Here is a 21,558-nt window from a genome sequence, read left to right as displayed (position 1 = left end):
GAGACATGGGAGCGCAACTTCGGGTCTACCGGCAGAAGATCAAGTCTGCCCAGACGACGAAGAAGATCACCAAGGCGATGGAGCTCATCGCCGCCTCGCGCATCCAGAAGGCGCAGGCCCGAGTGACGGCGTCGACGCCGTACTCGCGGGCCATCACCCGTGCCGTCTCGGCCGTGGCGACGTACTCCAACGTCGATCACGTGCTGACGACCGAGCCCGAGAAGATCGAGCGTGCGGCCGTCGTGATCCTCACGAGCGACCGCGGCCTCGCCGGTGCCTTCAATTCGCAGGTCCTGCGTGAGGCGGAGGAGCTCGCCGAGCTCCTCCGCTCGCAGGGCAAAGAGGTGGTGTACTTCCTCGTCGGACGCAAGGCGGTCGGATACTTCCAGTTCCGTCACCGCGGGTTCGAGCAGCAGTGGACCGGCAGCTCGGAGAACCCCGAGTTCGAGCTGGCGAAGGAGATCGCCGACGCCGTGCTCGAGGCCTTCCTCCGGGACGCCTCCGACGGCGGCGTCGACGAGATCCACGTCGTCTACAACACCTTCGTGAGCATGATGACGCAGACCCCCACGGTCGTGCGCCTGCTGCCGCTCGAGGTGGTCGAGGGCGTCGAGGAGCCGGATGCCACGGTGCAGCCGCTCTACGAGTTCGAGCCCGACGTCGAGACGGTGCTCGACGCACTGCTTCCGGTGTACATCGAGAGCCGCATCTTCAACGCGCTCCTGCAGTCGGCTGCCGCCAAGCACGCCGCGACGCAGAAGGCGATGAAGTCGGCCTCGGACAACGCCGACAAGCTGATCACCGACTACACCCGCCTCGCGAACAACGCTCGCCAGGCCGAGATCACGCAGCAGATCTCCGAGATCGTGGGCGGCGCGGACGCGCTCGTCGTCGCCAAGTAGCAATCCAGAAAGAGTGAGCAGAATGACTGACACCATCGACATGGTCGCTGACCAGGCCGTCGCGGTCGGCCGGATCGCCCGCGTGACGGGCCCGGTCGTCGACATCGAGTTCCCGCACGACTCGATCCCCGAGATCTACAACGCCCTGACCACGCAGGTCACCATCGGCGGCGAGACCTCGACCCTGACGCTCGAGGTCGCCCAGCACCTCGGCGACGACGTGGTCCGGGCGATCGCCCTGAAGCCGACCGACGGTCTCGTCCGCGGCCAGGAGGTCCAGGACACCGGCGCGCCGATCTCGGTGCCCGTCGGCGACGTCACCAAGGGCAAGGTCTTCAACGTGATCGGCGAGGTGCTGAACCTCGAGCCCGGGCAGACCATCGAGGTCACCGAGCGCTGGCCGATCCACCGCAAGCCCCCGGCCTTCGACCAGCTCGAGTCGAAGACGCAGCTCTTCGAGACCGGCATCAAGTCGATCGACCTCCTCACCCCGTACGTGCAGGGTGGAAAGATCGGTCTGTTCGGTGGTGCGGGCGTCGGCAAGACGGTCCTCATCCAGGAGATGATCCAGCGTGTCGCGCAGGACCACGGCGGTGTCTCCGTGTTCGCCGGCGTCGGCGAGCGCACCCGTGAGGGCAACGACCTCATCCACGAGATGGAGGAGGCGGGCGTCTTCGACAAGACCGCCCTCGTCTTCGGCCAGATGGACGAGCCGCCGGGCACGCGTCTCCGCGTCGCGCTGTCGGCCCTGACGATGGCCGAGTACTTCCGTGATGTCCAGAAGCAGGACGTGCTCCTCTTCATCGACAACATCTTCCGCTTCACGCAGGCGGGCTCGGAGGTCTCGACCCTGCTCGGCCGCATGCCGTCCGCGGTGGGGTACCAGCCGAACCTGGCCGACGAGATGGGCATCCTGCAGGAGCGAATCACCTCGACCCGTGGCCACTCGATCACCTCGCTGCAGGCGATCTACGTGCCGGCCGACGACTACACCGACCCGGCCCCGGCCACCACGTTCGCGCACCTCGACGCGACCACCGAGCTCTCGCGCGAGATCGCCTCGAAGGGTCTGTACCCCGCGATCGACCCGCTGACCTCGACGTCGCGCATCATGGACCCGCGCTACCTGGGCGCCGACCACTACCGCGTCGCCACCACGGTGAAGCAGATCCTCCAGAAGAACAAGGAGCTCCAGGAGATCATCGCGATCCTCGGTGTCGACGAGCTCTCCGAGGAAGACAAGATCACCGTGGCCCGCGCGCGCCGTATCCAGCAGTTCCTCTCGCAGAACACCTACATGGCGAAGAAGTTCACGGGTGTCGAGGGCTCGACGGTTCCGCTGAAGGAGACCATCGAGTCGTTCGACGCCATCGCCCGCGGTGACTTCGACCACGTCGCCGAGCAGGCCTTCTTCAACGTCGGCCCGATCTCGGACGTGGAAGAGAAGTGGGCGCAGATCCAGAAGGAGAACGGCTGATCATGGCCGCCCTCAACGTGAGCGTCGTCTCGGCCGACCAGGAAGTCTGGTCGGGCGAGGCGGCGATGGTGGTCGCGAAGACCGTCGAAGGCGAGATCGGCATCCTGCCGGGTCACGAGCCCATGCTCGCGATCCTCGCCGGCGGCGAGGTCCGGGTGACGCTCGACGGAGGGGAGAAGCTCACCGCGAACGCGGAAGAGGGCTTCCTCTCGGTCCAGCAGAACTCGGTCCAGATCGTGGCGTCTCGCGCCGCGCTCGTCTGAGCGATCCACCCAGCTGAGAAGGAGTTCGCGGATGCCTGGGGAGCAGCCGTTCGACCGCCAGTTCGGTGACCTCGCGGTCACGCAGCTCATCGTCATGGCGGGGCTGCCGGGTGCGGGAAAGTCGACGATCGGTGAGATCGTCGGCGCCCGCCTCGGCGCCACCGTCGTGTCGGTCGATCCGATCGAGTCGGCCGTGCTCCGTGCCGGCATCGATGCGGATCAGCCCACCGGCCTCGCCGCATACCTCGTCGCCGAGGAGATCGCGCGCAAGGAGCTCGAGGCCGGTCGCACCGTGATCGTCGACGCGGTGAACGCCGCGGAGGCCGCGCGTCTGCAGTGGCGGGATCTCGCCGAGCGCACCGACGCCCGGCTCCGGGTCATCGAGGTCGTCTGCTCGGACGAGGGCGTGCATCGTTCCCGTCTCGAGAAGCGCGAGCGCAACCTCCCGCACCTCGACGAGACCACGTGGCGCGCCGTGGAGCAGAGCCTCGAGGGCTATGCCGCCTGGAACGGCCCCTCGGCGGCGCTCCCGCGCGTGACGATCGACTCGGTCCGCTCGCTCGGTGAGAACGTCGACGCGGCGCTCGCGTTCATCGCCTCGTAGTGCTGCTCGTCCTTCCGCCCTCGGAGACGAAGCGCACCGGCGGCACGCAGCCGCCGCTCCGTCTCGACGCACTGTCGTACCCCTCGCTCGAACGGGTGCGCGCCGAGCTCGTTGCCGCCGTGGTGGAACTCGCCGCGGATCAGGACGCCGCGATGCGCGCCCTGAAGCTGGGACCCCGCTCGGCGGCCGAGGTCGAGCACGACCGGCTGCTCGCGACGTCGCCCACGATGCCGGCCCTTGACCGCTACACGGGCGTGCTGTACGACGCCCTCGACGCTCCGAGCCTGGACGGAGATGCACGCGCGTACGCCGGCCGGCATGTCGTGGTGCACTCGGCGCTGTTCGGCCTCGTGGGTGCGCTCGATCCCATCCCGGCGTATCGGCTCTCGCACGATTCGCGCGTGCCCGGCCATCGGCTGAAGCCGCTCTGGCGGGAGCCGCTCGCGGCCGCGCTCGCGGCGCACGGCGGTCTCGTCGTCGATCTCCGCTCCGAGGGCTACGTGGAACTCGGGCCGGCGCCGCCCGGTTCGGTGTTCGTGCGGGTCGTCGCGGTCGATGGCGACGGCCGGAAGCGCGCCCTCAACCACTTCAACAAGCGCGCGAAGGGCGAGTTCACCCGGGCGCTGCTCACCGCGCGCCCCGAGCCCCTCGACGAGGTCGACGCCCTGATCGCATGGGCGCGCTCGGCCGGCTTCGAGCTCAGCCTCAGTGCCGATGCGACCGCCGGAGGCGACGAGCCGTCCGTGCGCGAGTTGGAGCTGCTCGCAGCGTGAGCGGCGGGCGCCTGCGCCGCGCGACGGCACGCTGATCAGCTCACGAGCCCGTCGGTCCGCGATGCGGAGCGGAAGCAGCCGACCAGATGATCGTCGACCATCCCGGATGCCTGCATGAGGGCGTACATCGTGGTCGGCCCGACGAAGCGGAAGCCGAGCCTGCGGAGCTCCTTGCTCATCGCGGTGGACTCGGGTGTCGTCGCGGGCACCTCCGCGAAGCTCGCGAACGGCGCCTCGCGAGGCGGCGGCGCGAACGACCAGAGCAGCTCGTCGATCGGGGCATCGAGTGCGAGCGTCGCCCGTGCGTTCTGAATGGTCGCCTCGATCTTGCCGCGGTGCCTGATGATCCGTGCGTCGCCGAGCAGCCGTTCGACGTCGTGTTCGTCCATCTCGGCGACTCGGACCGGATCGAAGCCGTGGAAGACCTCGCGGAACACCGGCCGCCGCCGCAGGATCGTGATCCAGGAGAGCCCGGCCTGGAAGCCTTCGAGGCACAGCTTCTCGAACAGTCGGACGGGGTCGCGCATCGGGGTGCCCCACTCCTCGTCGTGGTAGCGGGAGTACTCGGCGTCGCCGGCGCCCCACGCGCACCGCGTGATTCCGTCGTCGCCGACGACGAGGTCGGGGCGTTCCGCGCTCATGCGGCGAAGCCGATCTGCTCGTGGCCGAGCAGCCACAGCTTGGTGGGGATGCCCCGCCCGCCCGAGTAGCCGGTGATGCGTCCATCGGAGGCGAGCACTCGGTGGCAGCCGATCACGATGGGGATCGGGTTGGCGCCGACTGCGCCACCGATCGCTCGCGCGGAACCCGGGCGGCCGACAGCCTGGGCGAGAGCGCCGTAGGAAGTCGCCTCGCCCCAGTGCAGTCGCGCGAGCTCGGCCCACACGGCGCGCTGGAAGTCGCTGCCGCCCGCGGGCCGCACCGGGATCTCGAAGTCCGTGCGCGTGCCCGCGAAGTACTCGGACAGCTGCTCGCGGGCGAGCTCGAGGACGGCGTTGGGGCGCTCGGGCTCGTCGTCGTGCGGCAACGAGCCGTCGGCGTCCTCGATCGTCAGCGCGACGAGGTGCTCGTCGTCGCCGACGAGCTCGATGCGCCCGACGGGGGAATCGATCCGGAGGAGGTAGACGTTGCTCATGCTTCGAGCGTATCTGCGCCCGCAGACACCAGCTCGCGGGAATCGGACACCTGTGGAGAGCGGATTCCGGTCGGCCGTTGTTGGGGGAGGGGAGGCGACCGCGTCGTGCGCTCCGGCGATCCGTCCTCCCCATCCTCCATCCAGACCGCAGCTTCCACAGAAGCCGCTCGCGCCGCCGTCGACGGTCCGCTCGGTGCGGATGCTGGGGCCATGTCGAAACAGTTCACCGTCCGCGCCGTGGGCGGACACGAGTTCCTCGCCCTCCTCCCGCAGCTCGCCGGGGTCCCCGTCCGGCGATCGCTCGTCTGCGTCGCGTTTCGAGGCGATACGGTCATCGGCGTCCTCCGGCACGATCTCCCGCGCCGGGTCGCCGACCATCCGGTGCTCGTCGCGGCGGTCGTCGGAGCGGTGTGCCGCATCGAGGGGGCCGAGGGCATCATCGTCGTCGTGTTCACCGACCGTGACTATCCACGGTCTGCCGCCGCCTCTGAGCGCCGTCTGATCGATCGGATGGGTGCGCGGCTCGAAGATGCGGGCTTCGAGGTGCGCGACGGCTTCGTCGTGGCGTCGACCGGCTGGGGATCGGTCGTCGATCCGCTCGTCCCCATCGGAGGACGCGATCTCGCACTCATCGACTCGGCGGCCGCCGAGCTCCCGGTGCTCGGCGAGCTCGCAGCGGACCCCCGGCAGCCCACCACGGACCGCGCACGGGCCGCTCGCCTGCGACGACGTCTCGTGGCGCTGCGCGAGCAGGGCTCGCTCGAGTGGCTCCAGCGCGAGCTCGGCGACCAGATCGACCCGATCGAACTCGTCGAGCGCGTGCTGTGCGAACCGGTGTCGACGGCGGCGCAGGGCGCGTGGTTCGCCGAGCTCTCCGCGTCGGCGGTGTTCCGGGACGCGATCGTGCTGCAGATCGCGTTCGGCGCCGCGGTCGGGGAGATCGCGCTCCAGGGGGCCGCCGGACGCTCCGAGCCCTTCGACGACAGCCCCGTCGGGCTGACGAGCGACCTGGAATCGGAGGGGAGCGAGGAGTTCGTCTCGGAGCTCTACCTCGGCCGTACTCGGCTCAGACCGCAGACGAAGCGGGTCGAGGCCGGCATCGGGTTCGTGGAGCAGCTGCTGGTCGACCTCCCGCGGGCCGATCGGCCAGGGGTGCACTGCGTCGCCGGCTGGCTGCACTGGGCGCTCGGACGGGGAAGCCGTGCCGGCGCGCACCTCGATCGGGCCCTCGAGATCGACCCGGACCACGCCATGGCGCGCTTGCTCGACACCTACCTGGGTTCTGGGGCGCTGCCCGAGTGGGCGTTCGTCCGGGAGGATGACCACCGTGCGCTCCTGGGCGGGCACTGATCGCGGGAGCGGTCCGATGCGGTCCGTCCCGCCGGCCGCGAGCGGGTCCGCAGGGACGCCGAGGGCCCCGGATGTCACGCATCCGGGGCCCTCGGGATCTGGCCGATTCAGTGCGTTCGCGCGTCGATCCGTGCGCGAACGCGAGCGGTCACAGGCGGTTCGACGCCTCGGTGAGCACGCTGCGCAGAATCTGCTCGATCTCCTGGAACTCGGGCACGCCGATGGTGAGCGGCGGCGAGAGCTGGATCACGGGGTCGCCGCGGTCGTCGGCGCGGCAGTACAGGCCCGCGTCGAAGAGCGCCGTCGAGAGGAAGCCGCGCAGCAGGCGCTCCGACTCCTCCTCGTTGAAGGTCTCGCGCGTGGCCTTGTCCTTCACGAGCTCGACCGCGAAGAAGTAGCCCTCGCCGCGGACGTCGCCCACGATCGGCAGGTCGTTGAGCTTCTCGAGCTCGGCGCGGAACAGCGGGCTGTTCTCGCGGACGTGCTCGTTGAGCTTCTCCTCCTCGAAGATGTCGAGATTCTCGAGCGCGACCGCGGCCGAGACCGGGTGACCGGCCCAGGTGTAGCCGTGGTAGAAGGTCGTGTCGCCCTTCTTGAACGGCTCGTAGATCTTCTCGTTGATGATGGTCGCGCCCATCGGGGCGTAGCCCGAGGTCATCGCCTTCGCGCAGGTGATCATGTCGGGCACGTAGCCGAGCTGGTTGCACGCGAAGTAGTCGCCGATGCGGCCGAAGGCGCAGATGACCTCGTCCGAGACGAGCAGCACGTCGTACTTGTCGCAGATCTCGCGCACCCGCTGGAAGTAGCCGGGGGGCGGCGGGAAGCAGCCGCCGGAGTTCTGCACGGGCTCGAGGAAGACGGCGGCGACCGTGTCCGGGTCCTCCATCAGGATCTGCTCCTCGATGCGGTTCGCCGCCCAGAGGCCGAAGGCCTCGATGTCGTCGGCCGGCGCGCCCATCTCGGCAGCGCGGTAGAAGTTGGTGTTGGGCACGCGAAGCCCACCGGGGGTGATCGGCTCGAACGGCGCCTTGATCGGCAGACCGGTCACGGCGAGGGCGCCCTGCGGGGTGCCGTGGTAGGCCAGGGCGCGCGAGATGACCTTGTACTTGGTCGGCTTGCCCATGAGCTTCCAGTAGTTCTTCGCGAGCTTGTAGGCGGTCTCGACCGCCTCACCGCCGCCGGTCGAGAAGAACACGTGGTTCAGGTCGCCGGGCGCGTACTCCGCGAGACGGTCGGCGAGCTCGATCGCCTTGGGGTGCGCGTAGGACCAGATCGGGAAGAACGCGAGCTCCTCGGCCTGCTTCGCGCCCGCCTGGGCGATGCGCGAACGGCCGTGGCCGGCGTTCACGACGAAGAGGCCGGCGAGCCCGTCGATGTAGCTCTTGCCGTTGATGTCGAAGATGCGGTGGCCCTCGCCGCGAGTGATGATGGGCACACCCTGCTCCATCGTCGACTGGCGCGCGAAGTGCATCCAGAGGTGATCCTTCGCCTGCTTCTGCAGCGTCGCATTGTCGTAGCGGACATCGGTCATGGTCATCGGTTCCTCACGGTTCCCCAGTTGTAATGCTGCTTCTGCAGCCTCAGGTAGACGAAGGTCTCGGTCTGCTGCACGCCGTCCAGCGAGCGGATGCGAGCGTTGAGGAGATCGATGAGCTCCTCGTCGTTCTCGCACACGACCTCGGCGAGCAGATCGAAACTGCCGGCGGTGAGCACCACGTAGTCGATCTCGGGGATCGCGGAGAGCTGCTCGGCGAGCAGCCGGGTGTCGCCCTCGGCGCGGACGCCGATCATCGCCTGTCGCGTGAACCCGAGCTGCATCGGGTCGGTGACGGCGACGATCTGCATGACGCCGGCCTCCTGCAGCCGTTGCACGCGCTGGCGCACCGCGGCTTCGGAGAGGCCGACGGCCTTACCGATATCGGCATAGGAACGCCGACCGTCGGTCTGGAGCTGCTCGATGATCGCCTTCGACACATCGTCGAGTTGCACCGGACGCGACGTGAGTCGTCCCGTGTTCGTCATGGCTCGATCATGACAGTCCAAAGGTGCAGAAGCAAGGGAATCAGTCGAATGAGCGCTGTTTCACAACTGATTCCATGGATGGTGGGGGGAGATCAATCCCGAACCGGGAAGTGCTCGTGGCGCGTTGTCCGCAGCCGAGCGGCGGTTCGAAGCGCTACGATCGACGGGTTCCCCTCACATCCTGACGCGTCCCCCCGCAGACAGGCGAGATCCGTGACCCAGATCGGCATCGGCAATCCGCGCCATCGTGTCGTGCTGCCCGGCGGCACCGAGATCGGGATCGCGTGGTCGGCGATGACCGACACGGGCCTGCGACGCGAGGTGAACGAGGACAGCTTCCTCGCCCAGCCGCCGATCTTCGCCGTCGCCGACGGGATGGGCGGGCACGCGGCCGGTGACTTCGCGAGCGCCGCGGTCGTCACCCGGCTCGCGGAGTACGGCGGCCGAACGGTCGTGGGCACCCCCGACATCGACCAGGCGCTGCGCTCCGCCGTCCAGGACATGGGCCGCGGCCGGGGTGTGACCGACGAGGGCAGCGGCACCACGGTGACCGGCGTCGCGCTCGGCTCGATCTCGGGCGAGCCGGCGTGGATCGTCTTCAACATCGGCGACTCCAGGGTCTACCGGCTCATCGGCGGCGTGCTCGAACAGCTCACCGTGGATCACTCGATCGTGCAGGAGCTCGTCGACGCCGGTCAGATCACGCGGGAGGAGGCCGAGACGCACCCGCACTCGAACGTGATCACCCGCGCGGTCGGCTTCCACGAGGCGCCGCTGCCCGACTACCGCGCCATCGCGATCGAGCCGGGAATGCGCCTGCTGATCTGCTCCGACGGGCTCACGAAGGAGATCACGGCCTACGGTCTCCGCCACTTCCTCGCGTCCAATCCCACGGCGGATGCCGCGGCCAGGCACCTGATGGATGCGGCGCTCGGCAACGGCGGTCGCGACAACGTCACCGTCGTCGTGGTCGACGTCCTCGATGTGGTCCGGCCGGCCGGGACCGACTGACACCCCTCGCCGGCGACACGGGCGCCGCCCGCCTGCGCCCGCCCGGCGCATCCGCCGCTACGCTGGAAGCGGAGATGAGGAGCGTGCACGTGAACTGCCGGATCTGCGGTGCTGACCTGCCCGACGGGGCGATGTTCTGCGGTGAGTGCGGAAGCTCGACGAGCGCGACGCCGGAGTCCAGGCGCAAGCCCGACCCGAGGCCGGGCGATACGACCATCGTCCACCCCCTTCCGCGCCGCAACAGCGGAGTCATCAGCATCCCGGTCGGCGGGTTCCTCGCCCCGGGCGCTGACGCCCAGGGGGACGACGTGCCCGTGGCGGCGGGCCAGACGCCGCCGGCGTCGAGCGGGGCAGCGCCCGCTGCGAAGAGCGCTCCGGGGGAGTCCGACCGGTTCCGCCTGCGGTTCAGCACGGGGGAGACCCGCATCGTCTTCGGCACCGGCCTGATCGGACGCAAGCCGCTGCCGCAACCGGGCGAGCGGTTCGACCATCTCGTGCAGATCGCCGATCGCACGCTCTCGGTGTCGAAGACGCATCTCGAATTCGGATCCCACGACGGCGTGCTGTGGATCGCCGACCGCTTCTCCGGCAACGGCACGCTGGTGCGCCGCCCGGACGATGGCGCCGTGCGCTGCGAACCCGGCCGCCGATACCAGGTGCCGAGAGGCAGCACGATCGAGCTCGCGCAGCAGCAGATCGTCGTCGACTAGCGAGGCTCCCGTTCCTCAACAGCGGGCGTGATCGCCGTCGTATCCACCGATCGCCCGACCCGAAGCCGGCGGCGGTCCGATGCTGCTGAGATTCTGGCATGGACCTCCCGACCGATCGGCAGCCGCGGCTCCGCCTCCCGCACCCGCCGAGCACCCGGCAGAAGCCTCCGTTCCCGCTCCTGGCGACGCTCGCGCCGATCGCCACCGCGGGCGTGCTGTTCGCGCTGACGCGGTCTCCGCTCGCGCTCGTGTTCGCCGCGATCGGGCCGGTGGTCGGCCTCGCGGCGGTCTTCGACGGGCGGCGCAGTGCGCGGCGCCATCTCAAACGGGAGCGGCTCGAACGGATCGAGGCGCGGCGGTTGCTCACCGACGAGATCGCGGAGCGCCACGCGGTGGAGCGCGTCGAGGCGTGGCGTCGGGCCGGCGAACTCGAAGCGCTCCTCTCCGAGCCGGCGGGCTCACGATGGCGCACCGCCGACAGCTCGGAACTGGTGCTCGGTCGCGGCGTCGTACCCAGCGGGCTCCGCATCGAGGGCGAGGCCTTCGACGACGACGACCGGGCGCTGCTCGCCCGGGCATGGGCGCTCTCGGACGCGCCGATCCGCGCCGATCCCGCCGCGGGCATCGGCTTCGTCGGGCCGATGCCCGTGGTCCGGGCAGCGGTCCGCGCTTCGGTGGTCAGGTGGGCGTCCACCGTGCGGCCCGGCGCAGGAGGGCTGCGCGTCCCGCCGCTGGAGGAGTGGGCCTGGGCCGAGCGGCTGCCCCAGCTTCGCGGTTCGCCCTCGATCACCGTCGTCGAGGGCGAGCAGCCGGCCGACCCGCGCGGAGTCATCGCGTGCGCGATCGAGCGCGCCGCCTTGCCGCCGGGCCTCGGCACGGTGGTCGAGCTCGACTCCCCGCGTCGCGCTCGGATCGAGGTGCTCGACTCGCCGGAGCGCAGCGGAGCGTTCGTCCCGGAGCTGCTCAGCAGCAGGCACGCCGCCACCGCTGCGGACCGGCTGGCCGAGGTCGCCGAACGAAGCGGCCTCGACGCGAAGCCGCTGCCTCTTCGTGTCGATCTCGCCGCGTTGACGCAGCCGCCCGCCGGTGGTCGCGAACGTCTCGCGGCGGCGGTGGGGACTGCGTCCGGCGGTGGCGCGCTCGAACTCGACTTGGTGCAGCAGGGACCGCACGCCCTCATCGGCGGCACGACGGGAAGCGGCAAGAGCGAGTTCCTGCTCGCCTGGCTCGCCGCGCTCGCGACGATGTACTCGCCCGCGGCCCTCGCGATGCTGCTGGTCGATTTCAAAGGCGGCGCGGCGTTCCGACCGATCGCCGAGCTGCCGCACGTCGTCGGCATCGTCACCGACCTCGATGAAGCCGAGGCGCTCCGCGCCGTGGAGAGCCTCCGCGCAGAGATCCGGCAGCGAGAACGGCGGCTGCGGCAGAGCGGCGCTCGGGACTTCGTCGAGCTCGATCGCTCGATCGATCTCCCGAGGCTCGTCATCGTCGTCGACGAGTACCAGGCGCTCCTCGAACGCTTCGACGAGTTGGGTCGGGTGTTCGCCGACCTCGCGGCCCGCGGGCGCTCGCTCGGCATGCACCTCATCCTCTCCACGCAACGTCCGAACGGAACCGTTCGGGAGCAGATCACCGCGAACTGCCGGCTGCGCGTCTGCCTGCGGGTGCTGCACCCGAGCGACAGCCGCGCCGTCGTCGGCGTCGATGACGCGGCGCGGATCCCTCCCGATCGACCGGGACGAGCGATCGTCGACGACGGCACTGGGCCACCGCGCACGTTCCAGTCGGCGATCGCGGACCCGCTGCACCTCGAACTGCTGCAGGCCGGTCGGGCGGGCGAACCCCAGGCCAAGCGCCCGTGGCTCGACCCGCTTCCCTCCCGCCTTCGTCTGGGCCAACTCGATCCGACTCCCGACGGCATCGTGTTCGGGCTGCTCGACGCGCCTGAGGAGCAGCGCCGCATGAACGCGGTCTGGCGGCCCGCAGCCGACGGCGCCCTGCTCGTCTGCGGAGCACCCGGCAGCGGTCGGCGCACGACCCTCGACACGATCGCGGCCGCGTTCGCCGCGCGCCACGGTCCTGATCGGGTCGTCCGGCTGCCCGAGCAGCGCTCGCTGGCCTGGGACCTGCTGACGGGGCTCGCCCGGCAGGCGGAGTCCCCCCGCCTCGGTGGCGGGCCGAGACTCCTGCTCGTGGACGCCGCCGACGTGCGCTTCCGCTCCTGGCCCGACGAGTACCGCCTCGCTGCGGCCGAGGCGCTCGCCACGATCCTCGACGACTCGAGCGGCGGCCTGCACCTCGCGGTGTCGGCGACCCGCCCGACGGGCCTGCCAGCCGAGATCCGCGACGGCTTCCGTGCGCTGCTGCTGCTTCGGCATGCGTCGCGTGGTGAACTCGCGCAGCTCGGCGGCGAGCCCTCGCTCTGGCGAGCCGATGATCCGCCCGGAGCCGGGCAATGGGGCGGCAAACGGCTGCAGGTGGCGATGACCGATCCGCCCGGCTCGGGGGCGATGCGTGCCGGGAGCCCACCGCTCGCCGGCCGGCCGGATCCGGCTTCCGTGCTCGAGTTCCAGGGCGGCGGCCGGTACGCGGTCATCGCGCGGAACGTTCCCCTCGCACTCGCGCGACTCGCGGAGATCGAGGGCATCCGGGTCCGTGGCCTGACTGCCGCCGGCGCGGTCGAACACCCGCTCGCTCCGGCCGATGAATCCGGCCGGCCCGAGGTGCTCGTCGGCGACCTGGACGCGTGGGCGGCCGCGTGGCGGCTCTGGGGAGAGCTGAGGCAGACGGCGGTCGTGATCGTCGACGGCGGACTCGCCGAGTTCCGCACGCTCTACCGGGGACGCGAGCTGCCGCCGCTGCTCGACCGGGGCGCCGGGCAAGGCTGGCGGGTGAGCCCCGACGGGGGAATCGCACGCTTCGTCTGGCCGGAGCGGCGCTTTCGACGGATTCACCCGTCGAAAGCGCCGAGCGCAACCGGAACCATCGTGTCCGACGCGGAATCGTAACGAATCGGACATCGACCCGTGATTCCAGCCGTGCACTGTGGCAGGATCAAGCCACCCCGCAGTGCTGCGAACCCGAGAGGAAGCCCGTGACTCGGCAACCCCCGACGGATCCACGAATCCGTTCCCTCATCGATCTCGCACGCCGCCAGCAGTTGAGCCGCAGAACCTTGCTCGCCGGTGCCGGCGCCGGGGCCACTGCGCTCGCGCTCGCCGCGTGCCAGAGCGGGCCCCGCCCGAAGCCGACGCCGGCCGCCGACCGTTCCGACGGCGATCCCACCGTCCGCTGGGCCAACTGGGCCGCCTACATCGATGAGGACGACGACGGCAACTACCCGACCCTGCAGGCGTTCACCGAGGCCACCGGCATCTCGGTCGACTACCAGGTCGCCGTCGACGACAACAACACCTACTACGGCAAGGTGAAGGATCAGCTCGCGCTCGGCCAGGACATCGGCTCCGACACGGTCTGCCTCACCGACTGGATGGTGGCCCGCTGGATCCGCTTCGGCTACACGCAGGAGCTCGACCACGCCAACATGCCGAATCTCGCAAACCTCAATCCCGCCCTCCGCGATCCGGACTTCGACCCCGGCCGCACGTACTCCGTGCCGTGGCAGGGCGGCTTCGGCGGCATCTGCTGGAACAAGGAGGCGATCCCCGGCGGCATCACGCGGGTCTCCGATCTGTGGGACCCCTCGCTCAAGGGCCGGGTGGGCGTCCTCTCCGAGATGCGGGACACCATGGGCTGCATCATGCAGGACCTCGGCACCGACATCGCCGGCGATTGGGGCGACGACGAGTTCACCGCGGCCATCGACGTCTTCCGCGAACAGGTCGACCGCGGCCAGGTGCGCAACATCAAGGGCAACGCCTACCTCGAGGACCTGAAGTCCGGCGACACCCTGGCGGCGATCTGCTGGTCCGGCGACATCACCGTGATCAACGCGGAGGCCGGCGACAAGTGGGAGTTCGCCCTGCCCGTCGGCGGCGGCACGCTGTGGAACGACAACTTCCTCGTCCCGGTCGGCTCGCCGCGCAAATCGAACGCCGAGCGGCTCATCGACTTCTACTACCAGCCCGAGATCGCCGCGGAGGTCGCGGCGTGGGTGAACTACATCACGCCCGTCGAGGGGGCGAAGGAGGCCGCCATGGCCATCGACCCCGAGCTCGCCGAGAACCAGCTCATCTTCCCGAACGCCGACACGCTCGAGCAGGCTCACGTCTTCCGGGGGCTCACGGCGCGCGAGGAGCAGAAGTACCAGACCCAGTTCCAGTCGATCCTGTTGGGAGTGTGACCATGGCGATGCGCGAATTCGCCGAGCGCGGTGCGGACCTCGAGCTCGTCGGTATCCACAAGCGGTTCCCCGGCTTCACCGCCATCGAGGAACTCGATCTCACGATCCCCGCGGGATCCTTCTTCGCCCTGCTCGGGCCGTCGGGCTGCGGCAAGACGACCACCCTCCGGCTCGTCGCGGGGCTCGACGAGCCGACGAACGGACGCATCCTCATCGGCGGCACGGACGTCACGGCCACTCGATCGCACGAGCGCCCGGTCAACACGGTCTTCCAGAGCTACGCGCTCTTCCCGCACATGACGATCCTCGAGAACGTCGCGTTCGGGCTCCGCCGGCGCCGCATCGACGATCCGGCGGGCAAGGCGCACGAGGCGCTCCGCCTCGTCGAACTCGACCACCTCGCCCAGCGCCGGCCCCAGCAGCTGTCCGGCGGGCAGCAGCAGCGCGTCGCGCTCGCCAGGGCGATCGTGAACCGTCCCGCGCTCCTGCTGCTCGACGAGCCGCTCGGCGCGCTCGACCTGAAGCTCCGGCGGCAGATGCAACTGGAGCTCAAGGCGATCCAAGAAGAAGTGGGGCTCACCTTCCTCCACGTCACCCACGACCAGGAGGAGGCCATGACCATGGCCGACACGGTCGCGGTCATGAACAAGGGGCGCATCGAGCAGATGGGCGCCCCGGAGGAGCTCTACGAACTGCCGAGGACGGCGTTCGTGGCGAACTTCCTGGGCCAGTCGAACCTGTTCACGGGCGACGTCGTCGGCGCCACGGACACCGCGATCGCGGTCGACGCCGCCGGCTCGCGCATCGTGGTCCCGGCGGCGCGGGCGCAACGCCATTCGGGCCAGGTCACGGTCGGCGTCCGCCCCGAGAAGGTCGAGCTGCACCGCGAACAGCCCGCCGCCGAGGCGGACCGCAACCTGATCGGCCCGGGCGTGGTGACCGACGTCTCGTTCTCGGGGGTGAGCACCCAGTACCTCGTCGAGATCCCCGGAGCCGGTCGGGTGCTGGTGTTCGCGCAGAACATCTCCTTCGGCCCCGCGGCCGCCGAGGGCGACCGCGTGTGGGTCAGCTGGGCCGTCGAGCACGGCTTCGGGCTCGAGGACACCCCGGACGAAGCGCGGTTCCAGGCGGATGCCTCGACGAGCGCCATCGCGGCCCAGCACCGCGACGCGCTCGTGGCGGAGCTCGAGGAGCACTGAGGTGGCCTTCGCAGCCTTCGCCACGGCCGAAGCGCAGCCGCAGGCGCCGAGGAAGCGCAGCGCGATCGCGCTCGTGCTGCTCGCCCCCGGCATCGCCTATCTGGTGCTGTTCTTCCTGACGCCCCTCGTCTCGCTCCTGCTCACCTCGCTGCAGGTGCAGAGCGAGTTCGGCGACATCGGCGAGTTCGACTACGCCTTCAACTGGCAGAACTACGTCGACGTCGTCACCTCGTACTGGCCGCACATCCTGCGCTCCTTCGGCTACGCGCTCGTGGCGACCGTGCTCGCCCTCGTGATCAGCTATCCGATCGCCTACTTCATCGGAGTGAAGGCCCGCAGCAAACCGCTCCTGCAGGGCATCCTGCTCGTGCTCGTCATCGCCCCCTTCTTCATCTCCTTCCTGCTGCGCACCCTGGCCTGGAAGCAGGTGCTCTCCGACGAATCGTTCATCATCACCTCGTTGAAGGCGCTCTCGCTCATGGCGCCGGACGCGCACTTCACCGGCACCCCGTTCGCAGTCATCTTCGGTCTGACGTACAACTTCATCCCGTTCATGACCCTGCCGCTCTACACCACCCTCGAGCGGCTCGATCTCCGCTACCTCGAGGCGGGCGGCGACCTGTACGCGAGCCCGGCGACGGTGTTCCGCAAGGTCACCGTCCCGCTGTCGATGCCGGGCATCGTGGCGGGCACGCTGCTCACATTCATCCCAGCGGCCGGCGACTACGTGAACGCGAGTCGCGACTTCCTCGGCGGGCCGGGCACGCAGATGATGGGCAACGTGATCGAGGCGAACTTCCTCGTGCTGCTGAACTATCCAGCGGCCGCGGCACTCTCCATCATCCTGATGGCGGCGATCCTCATCCTCGTCGGCATCTACGTCAAGCGGAGCGGAACGGAGGACCTGCTGTGAGCGGTGAAGGACAGGCCGGGGCGGTCCTCGGGGGACTCGCCGAGAGCGAGCAGCTCGAGCAGCGCCCGCAGCCGACGCGCGACCGACCCCGACGCGGGCTCGGCCGCTGGCTGCTGCCCACCTACGTGACGATCGCCTTCGCGTTCCTCATGATCCCGATCGTGTACACCTTCGTGTTCAGCTTCAACGACTCGGTCAAGTCGAACATCGCGTGGCGCGGGTTCACCTTCGACAAGTGGCTGAACGTCTGCAACGTCGAGGGCGGTGCGGTCTGCCAGGCGTTCGGCAACAGCATCGTGATCGGGCTCGTCGCGACCGTCCTGGCCACCACGCTCGGCACGATGATCGCGATCGCCCTCGTGCGCTACCGGTTCCGCGCCCGATCGGCGATCAGCCTGCTGCTGTTCCTGCCGATGGCGACCCCGGAGGTGGTGCTCGGTGCGGGCCTCGCCGCGCAGTTCCTCGCGGTCGGCGTGCCGAAGGACATGGTGACGATCATTCTGGCGCACACGATGTTCTGCATCAGCTTCGTCGTCGTCACGGTGAAGGCCCGGGTCGCGAGCCTCGACCCGGCGCTCGAGGAGGCGGGCCGCGACCTCTACGGCTCGCCGTCGCAGGTGTTCTGGCGGGTGACGTTCCCGCTGCTGCTGCCCGGCATCCTCGCGGCTGCGCTGCTCTCCTTCGCGCTCAGCTTCGACGACTTCATCATCACGAATTTCAACTCCGGTTCGGTGTCGACGTTCCCGAAGTACATCTACATCTCGGCGGCGCGAGGCATCCCGGCCGAGGCGAACGTGATCGCCTCCGCCGTGTTCCTGTTCGCGATGATCCTCGTGATCACCGTGCAGGTGTCGCGCGCGGCGCGCGAGAAGCGGCTCGCCAAGCTCGGCTGAGGCGGTGTGGGCGCTCGGATGAGCGCCCGCACCGCATCCGCCTGAGGGCGGCGCGAGCGGCGGTCGTCAGACGGTCGCCCGGATCTCGCCGACCGGGCGGTCGCCGCCCATCACCCAGAGGTCGAGCTCCGCGCGGGCGAGGTCGACGTCGTCGTGGTCGAGCGCCTTCGCATCGGCGAGCAACCGCAGCGCGACGATCGTCGACGCCCGTGAGGAGCCGTCGAGCACCTTCAGTGCGACCGTCGTGCCGTTCGGCGCGGTCATCACCATGACGCCTTCCGCGCCGAACTTCGCGAAGACGCCGAGCCGTTCGATCGCCACCGTGTCGGGCTGCCCGGGACCGGCGACCGCCCACGGGTGCGCCCGCGCGGCCTCCGCCAGTTCGGCGGCCTCGCGGTAGAGCGCGAACGGCGAGCTGGTCTGGGCGGTGGTGATCTTCTGGACACCGCGCGCGAGCCCGCCGAGGCTGATCGCGTGCACCGGCGCCCCGCAGCCGTCGACCGCGCTCGCCGCGGGGCGCTCGCCGGTCAGCCGCTCGAGCACGTCGAGGATCTTCTTCTGCAGCGGATGCTCGGGGGAGAGGTAGCCCTCGACGGGCCAGCCGTTCTGCACGCAGGCGAGCAGCATGGCCGCGTGCTTGCCCGAGCAGGTCATGAAGACCCGTTCGGCCGAGCCCCCCGAACGCAGCAGCTGTTCCCGCGCCGTGCGGTCGCCCGGCAGCGCCGGCGGGCAGCCGAGCGCCGATGCGCTCAGGCCTTCGCGGGCGAGCAGCCCCTTGACGAGCGCCACGTGCGCGGCCGTGCCGGAGTGGCTCGCCATCGCGATGGCCGCGTCCTCGCCGCGCAGAACGACCCCTGAGGTCATCACGGCCACGGCCTGGAACGGCTTCAGCGCCGAGCGCGGGAAGACCGGGGTGCGAACGTCGCCGAGGCTGCGCAGCACCTCGCCCTCGGGGGTGAGCACGATGGCGGAACCGGCGTGCCTGGACTCGATGAAACCATTGCGTTCGACCACTGCGAGTTCGACGGAATCGGCGATGCTGAAGGTGCCGGCCATCAGCCGAGCGTCGCGAGGCCGGACTCGAGCACGCCGAGCGCGTCCTCGATGAGCTCGTCGGTCACGGCGAGGCTCGGCAGGAAGCGGAGCACGTTCCCGTAGGTGCCCGCGCTCAGCAGCAGCACGCCCTGCTGGGCGGCGTGGGCGATGAGCGCCCCGACCGCCTCGGGGTACGGCTCCTTCGTCGTGTCGCGGGTTCCGGGCCGGACGAGCTCGATCGCGATCATCGCGCCCTTGCCGCGGACGTCGCCGATGACGTCGAAGCGCTCGGCGAGCGAGCGGAGCCCTGCGGTGAGGCTCGACTCGATCCGGCGGGCCTCCGCCAGGAGGTCGTCGCCCTCGATCGCCTCGAACACGGCGACGGCCGCCGCGCAGGCGACCGGGTTGCCGCCGAAGGTGCCACCGAGGCCACCGGGCTGCGCCGCGTCCATGATCTCCGCGCGGCCGGTGACGGCGGCGAGCGGGAGCCCGCCGGCGATGCCCTTCGCGGAGAGCACGAGGTCGGGCTCCCAGCCGAACTGCTCGCTCGCGAAGTAGCTGCCGCTGCGGGCCATGCCCGACTGGATCTCGTCGGCGATCATGACGACGCCGTGCTCGGTGCACCAGGCCTGCAGCGCGGGCAGGAAGCCGTCGGCGGGCACCATGAAGCCGCCCTCGCCCTGGATCGGCTCGACGACGAGGCACGCCAGGTCCTCGGCGCCGACGACCTTCTCGAGATAGGCGATCGTGCGCGCAGCGGCCTGCTCGCCGCTGAGCCCGTCCCGGTACGGGTAGGAGTTCGGCGCGTGGTAGACGTCTCCCGCGAGCGGGCCGAAGCCGGAGGCATACGGGTGCGCCTTGTAGTTCATGGCCATGGTGAGGTTGGTGCGACCGTGGTAGGCGTGGTCGAGCACCGCGACGCCCCGGCGACGGGTGAACTTGCGTGCGATCTTCACGCCGTTCTCGACGGCCTCGGCGCCCGAGTTCACCAGCACGGACTTCTTCGCCCAGTCGCCCGGCGTGTGCTGGGCGAGGAGCTCGGCCACGCGCACGTACTCCTCGTACGGGGTGACGGTGAACAGGGTGTGGGTGACGTCGTGCAGCTGCGCGGTGGCCGCCTCGACGACGTGCCGCTCGGTGTGGCCGACGGTGGTGACGCCGATGCCGCCGCCGAAGTCGACGAAGCGGTTGCCGTCGACGTCGACGAGGATCGCGCCGTTGGCGCGCTCGATGTAGACCGGCAGGGCGCTCGAGACGCCCGCGGAGACGACGGCGGTGCGTCGCTCGTGCAGCGCGATCGACTTCGGGCCGGGGACGGCCGTGACGAGCTGGCGCTGCTGCGGCACCGTGTACGAGGGTGCGATCTGGGTCTCAGTCATGATGCGCCCAAGCTTATCCCCGAGGCAGAATCGTGTGGGCGGTCGATTCGGCCGCCGGACCGGGCGGCGGTCGCGCGCCCGGTCGAGACGCGGTCGGACGGAGTCGGGATGCTGGGCGAACACCACTACGAGGTCGCGGTCGAGTGGACCGGCAATCTGGGCACCGGCACGAGCGGCTACCGCGCCTACTCGCGCCGCCATGTCGTCCGCGGGGCGGGCAAGGAGCACGAGCTCGCCGGTTCCGCCGATCGCACCTTCCACGGCGACCGCGAGCGCTGGAACCCCGAGGAGCTCCTGCTCGCCGCCCTCAGTCAGTGCCACATGCTCTCGTACCTGCACGTGGCGACGAACCACGGCGTCGTCGTGCTGGGCTACGAGGACGCCGCGTCGGGCACCATGAGCGAGGACGGTCGAGGCGGTGGGGCGTTCGTCGCCGCGACGCTGCGGCCGCGGGTGACCGTCGCCGATCCCGCCATGGTCGAGCTCGCCCAGCGGCTGCACGCCGAGGCTGCGGAGAAGTGCTTCATCTCGGCATCCGTCGCCTTCCCGGTCGGCCATGAGCCGAGCGTCGAGGTGGCAGCGGCCGACTGAGCCGCCGCGGCCGACCGAGCCGCAGCGGCCGTCAGCGCACGGCGCCGCCGGCCGACCGCGACGAGCCGCGGTCAGTCCTCGCGCGGCGGCGCGGTCGGGATGCCGGGGGTCGGGCAGACCTGTCCGTCGACGAGTCGGCTGCACGGCGGCAGGAAGCCCGGGTAGCGCTCGCTCGTGGGGTCGCCGAACCACCGGTTCCACAGCAGCCAGAAGTTCAGGTTGCCCCAGGCCGAGCAGCCGTCGCCGCCCGCGTCGGCCGAGACGAGGGCGGCCTCGTTGGGCTGGTAGGGCGTGTAGTTGTAGAGGTTCGCGGTCGCCTGGTTCTGGATGAGCACGGTGCTGCCGCCGCACGCGGCGTCGGGGTTGTAGGAGACGGGCACCGCCCCGATCCGGTACTGCCGGTCCGGCTGCTGGGTGTACTGCCGGAACTGCCACGCCGCGTTGTACACCTGGTTGAAGAAGCCGAAGTACTTCACGTCGCAGTCGGCCGTGTCCGGGCAGGCGTAGCCCGTCGCCCGCAGGTAGCCGTGCTCGCTCGGCCGGGTGAGCAGCGACTGCTCCTTCTGCAGCAGCACGAGCAGCGTCTTCGGACTCACCCCGCAGGCGACCGCGGTCTTCGCGATGATGCGGCTCGCGCGCTCCTTCACCGCGCCGCGGTACTCGGCGCAGTGTCCGGGACCTGCGGCCGGCTGCGTCACGGTCGTCTGCCGGTAGTCGGCCAGGCAGGTGACCCCGGCGTCGGGACGGCAGGGCAGCGCTTCGAGGAAGTCCTGGATCTGCTCCTCGTCGAGCGCGGCCGAGTCGAAGAAGCTGTCGTCGCTGACGATCAGGCCGGGATCGAAGCCGGAGGTGTCGACCTCGTCGATCTGCTCGGGGTTCGCGCGGACGGTCGCCGCCGGGTCGACCGTCGGCGCGCAGGCGGCGAGCAGCACGACGACGCCGGCGGCGAGCGCGGCGAGGGCGGAGATCGGTCGGAGCCTGGTCACCCGCTCGACGCT

General features: G+C 70.2%; 21 protein-coding genes. 14 read left to right on the top strand and 7 right to left on the bottom strand.

The features are described from left to right. Positions 1–5 precede the first annotated feature (5 nt). Genes MTP13_RS16605 through MTP13_RS16585 form a run of 5 tightly spaced genes read left to right on the top strand, consistent with a single transcriptional unit; the run spans position 6 to position 4,019 of the window. Positions 6–902, top strand: coding sequence for a F0F1 ATP synthase subunit gamma (locus MTP13_RS16605; protein WP_230768582.1), 897 nt, complete (start codon positions 6–8; stop codon positions 900–902). Between the two features lie 22 nt (positions 903–924). Further along, positions 925–2,379, top strand: a complete 1,455-nt coding sequence (gene atpD / locus MTP13_RS16600; protein ID WP_243568761.1) for a F0F1 ATP synthase subunit beta — start codon at positions 925–927, stop codon at positions 2,377–2,379. Positions 2,380–2,381: 2 nt separating this feature from the next. Further along, on the top strand, positions 2,382–2,642 hold the full coding sequence (locus tag MTP13_RS16595) for a F0F1 ATP synthase subunit epsilon (RefSeq protein ID WP_189086159.1): 261 nt from the start codon (positions 2,382–2,384) through the stop codon (positions 2,640–2,642). Between the two features lie 31 nt (positions 2,643–2,673). Then, complete coding sequence (locus tag MTP13_RS16590) at positions 2,674–3,246, top strand: P-loop nucleotide/nucleoside kinase family protein (RefSeq protein ID WP_230768578.1); 573 nt, start codon at positions 2,674–2,676, stop codon at positions 3,244–3,246. Next, on the top strand, positions 3,246–4,019 hold the full coding sequence (locus MTP13_RS16585) for a YaaA family protein (protein ID WP_243568760.1): 774 nt from the start codon (positions 3,246–3,248) through the stop codon (positions 4,017–4,019). Before MTP13_RS16590 ends, MTP13_RS16585 begins: the two co-directional genes overlap by 1 nt. Positions 4,020–4,054: 35 nt before the next feature. Here MTP13_RS16585 and MTP13_RS16580 read toward each other — a convergent pair whose 3' ends face one another. Together MTP13_RS16580 and MTP13_RS16575 are read right to left on the bottom strand one after the other, a co-directional pair. Further along, the gene (locus tag MTP13_RS16580) at positions 4,055–4,660 is read right to left on the bottom strand and encodes a DNA-3-methyladenine glycosylase I (RefSeq protein ID WP_243568759.1); all 606 of its coding nucleotides are present in this window, start codon (positions 4,658–4,660) and stop codon (positions 4,055–4,057) included. Beyond that, complete coding sequence (locus MTP13_RS16575; protein WP_243568758.1) at positions 4,657–5,154, bottom strand: methylated-DNA--[protein]-cysteine S-methyltransferase; 498 nt, start codon at positions 5,152–5,154, stop codon at positions 4,657–4,659. Before MTP13_RS16575 ends, MTP13_RS16580 begins: the two co-directional genes overlap by 4 nt. Before the next feature lie 210 nt (positions 5,155–5,364). Between MTP13_RS16575 and MTP13_RS16570 the strand changes: the two genes are divergently transcribed. Continuing rightward, positions 5,365–6,504, top strand: a complete 1,140-nt coding sequence (locus MTP13_RS16570) for a DUF4192 family protein (RefSeq protein ID WP_243568757.1) — start codon at positions 5,365–5,367, stop codon at positions 6,502–6,504. A gap of 148 nt (positions 6,505–6,652) precedes the next feature. On the opposite strand, the gene MTP13_RS16565 is transcribed toward MTP13_RS16570, so the two are convergent. Continuing rightward, positions 6,653–8,035, bottom strand: coding sequence for an aspartate aminotransferase family protein (locus MTP13_RS16565; RefSeq protein WP_424221786.1), 1,383 nt, complete (start codon positions 8,033–8,035; stop codon positions 6,653–6,655). 2 nt (positions 8,036–8,037) lie between these two features. Next, positions 8,038–8,526, bottom strand: a complete 489-nt coding sequence (locus tag MTP13_RS16560; protein ID WP_243568755.1) for an Lrp/AsnC family transcriptional regulator — start codon at positions 8,524–8,526, stop codon at positions 8,038–8,040. Between the two features lie 213 nt (positions 8,527–8,739). Between MTP13_RS16560 and MTP13_RS16555 the strand changes: the two genes are divergently transcribed. From MTP13_RS16555 to MTP13_RS16525, 7 genes are all read left to right on the top strand, one after another. After that, entirely contained in the window at positions 8,740–9,537 is a 798-nt protein-coding gene (locus MTP13_RS16555; protein ID WP_243568754.1) for a PP2C family protein-serine/threonine phosphatase, read from the top strand. Between the two features lie 74 nt (positions 9,538–9,611). Then, positions 9,612–10,247, top strand: a complete 636-nt coding sequence (locus MTP13_RS16550; protein ID WP_243568753.1) for an FHA domain-containing protein — start codon at positions 9,612–9,614, stop codon at positions 10,245–10,247. Between the two features lie 98 nt (positions 10,248–10,345). Beyond that, positions 10,346–13,255, top strand: coding sequence for an FtsK/SpoIIIE domain-containing protein (locus MTP13_RS16545; protein WP_243568752.1), 2,910 nt, complete (start codon positions 10,346–10,348; stop codon positions 13,253–13,255). 152 nt (positions 13,256–13,407) lie between these two features. Further along, complete coding sequence (locus tag MTP13_RS16540) at positions 13,408–14,550, top strand: ABC transporter substrate-binding protein (protein WP_243568751.1); 1,143 nt, start codon at positions 13,408–13,410, stop codon at positions 14,548–14,550. A gap of 2 nt (positions 14,551–14,552) precedes the next feature. Next, on the top strand, positions 14,553–15,749 hold the full coding sequence (locus MTP13_RS16535) for an ABC transporter ATP-binding protein (RefSeq protein WP_243568750.1): 1,197 nt from the start codon (positions 14,553–14,555) through the stop codon (positions 15,747–15,749). A gap of 1 nt (position 15,750) precedes the next feature. Then, positions 15,751–16,662, top strand: a complete 912-nt coding sequence (locus MTP13_RS16530) for an ABC transporter permease (protein WP_189086147.1) — start codon at positions 15,751–15,753, stop codon at positions 16,660–16,662. Positions 16,663–16,811: 149 nt separating this feature from the next. Beyond that, positions 16,812–17,555: an ABC transporter permease gene (locus MTP13_RS16525; RefSeq protein WP_243570873.1), complete on the top strand. Its 744-nt coding sequence runs from the start codon at positions 16,812–16,814 to the stop codon at positions 17,553–17,555. Positions 17,556–17,621: 66 nt separating this feature from the next. Here the strand turns inward: MTP13_RS16525 and MTP13_RS16520 are convergent, their stop codons facing one another. Next, the gene (locus MTP13_RS16520) at positions 17,622–18,611 is read right to left on the bottom strand and encodes an asparaginase (RefSeq protein WP_243568749.1); all 990 of its coding nucleotides are present in this window, start codon (positions 18,609–18,611) and stop codon (positions 17,622–17,624) included. Continuing rightward, entirely contained in the window at positions 18,611–19,969 is a 1,359-nt protein-coding gene (gabT, locus tag MTP13_RS16515) for a 4-aminobutyrate--2-oxoglutarate transaminase (RefSeq protein WP_243568748.1), read from the bottom strand. The genes MTP13_RS16520 and gabT overlap by 1 nt, the downstream gene beginning before the upstream one ends. 108 nt (positions 19,970–20,077) lie before the next feature. Between gabT and MTP13_RS16510 the strand changes: the two genes are divergently transcribed. After that, positions 20,078–20,560 carry an OsmC family protein gene (locus MTP13_RS16510; RefSeq protein WP_243568747.1) on the top strand — a complete coding sequence of 161 codons (483 nt, stop codon included), beginning with the start codon at positions 20,078–20,080 and terminating at the stop codon, positions 20,558–20,560. Positions 20,561–20,631: 71 nt separating this feature from the next. On the opposite strand, the gene MTP13_RS16505 is transcribed toward MTP13_RS16510, so the two are convergent. Further along, positions 20,632–21,546, bottom strand: coding sequence for a hypothetical protein (locus tag MTP13_RS16505; protein ID WP_243568746.1), 915 nt, complete (start codon positions 21,544–21,546; stop codon positions 20,632–20,634). Positions 21,547–21,558: the final 12 nt, after the last annotated feature.

The organism is Agromyces soli, from assembly GCF_022811605.1.
In the GTDB taxonomy this organism is placed as follows: domain Bacteria; phylum Actinomycetota; class Actinomycetes; order Actinomycetales; family Microbacteriaceae; genus Agromyces; species Agromyces soli.
This window is presented reverse-complemented; position numbering and strand designations above follow the sequence as displayed.

What these genes read in the sequence shown, in the direction of transcription:
- MTP13_RS16605 (WP_230768582.1), top strand. Translation starts at nt 6, where the DNA reads ATGGGAGCGCAACTTCGGGTCTACCGGCAGAAGATCAAGTCTGCCCAG.
- atpD (WP_243568761.1), top strand. Translation starts at nt 925, where the DNA reads ATGACTGACACCATCGACATGGTCGCTGACCAGGCCGTCGCGGTCGGC.
- MTP13_RS16595 (WP_189086159.1), top strand. Translation starts at nt 2,382, where the DNA reads ATGGCCGCCCTCAACGTGAGCGTCGTCTCGGCCGACCAGGAAGTCTGG.
- MTP13_RS16590 (WP_230768578.1), top strand. Translation starts at nt 2,674, where the DNA reads ATGCCTGGGGAGCAGCCGTTCGACCGCCAGTTCGGTGACCTCGCGGTC.
- MTP13_RS16580 (WP_243568759.1), bottom strand. Translation starts at nt 4,660, where the DNA reads ATGAGCGCGGAACGCCCCGACCTCGTCGTCGGCGACGACGGAATCACG.
- MTP13_RS16575 (WP_243568758.1), bottom strand. Translation starts at nt 5,154, where the DNA reads ATGAGCAACGTCTACCTCCTCCGGATCGATTCCCCCGTCGGGCGCATC.
- MTP13_RS16570 (WP_243568757.1), top strand. Translation starts at nt 5,365, where the DNA reads ATGTCGAAACAGTTCACCGTCCGCGCCGTGGGCGGACACGAGTTCCTC.
- MTP13_RS16565 (WP_424221786.1), bottom strand. Translation starts at nt 8,035, where the DNA reads ATGACCGATGTCCGCTACGACAATGCGACGCTGCAGAAGCAGGCGAAG.
- MTP13_RS16560 (WP_243568755.1), bottom strand. Translation starts at nt 8,526, where the DNA reads ATGACGAACACGGGACGACTCACGTCGCGTCCGGTGCAACTCGACGAT.
- MTP13_RS16550 (WP_243568753.1), top strand. Translation starts at nt 9,612, where the DNA reads ATGAGGAGCGTGCACGTGAACTGCCGGATCTGCGGTGCTGACCTGCCC.
- MTP13_RS16545 (WP_243568752.1), top strand. Translation starts at nt 10,346, where the DNA reads ATGGACCTCCCGACCGATCGGCAGCCGCGGCTCCGCCTCCCGCACCCG.
- MTP13_RS16535 (WP_243568750.1), top strand. Translation starts at nt 14,553, where the DNA reads ATGGCGATGCGCGAATTCGCCGAGCGCGGTGCGGACCTCGAGCTCGTC.
- MTP13_RS16525 (WP_243570873.1), top strand. Translation starts at nt 16,812, where the DNA reads ATGATCCCGATCGTGTACACCTTCGTGTTCAGCTTCAACGACTCGGTC.
- MTP13_RS16520 (WP_243568749.1), bottom strand. Translation starts at nt 18,611, where the DNA reads ATGGCCGGCACCTTCAGCATCGCCGATTCCGTCGAACTCGCAGTGGTC.
- gabT (WP_243568748.1), bottom strand. Translation starts at nt 19,969, where the DNA reads ATGACTGAGACCCAGATCGCACCCTCGTACACGGTGCCGCAGCAGCGC.
- MTP13_RS16510 (WP_243568747.1), top strand. Translation starts at nt 20,078, where the DNA reads ATGCTGGGCGAACACCACTACGAGGTCGCGGTCGAGTGGACCGGCAAT.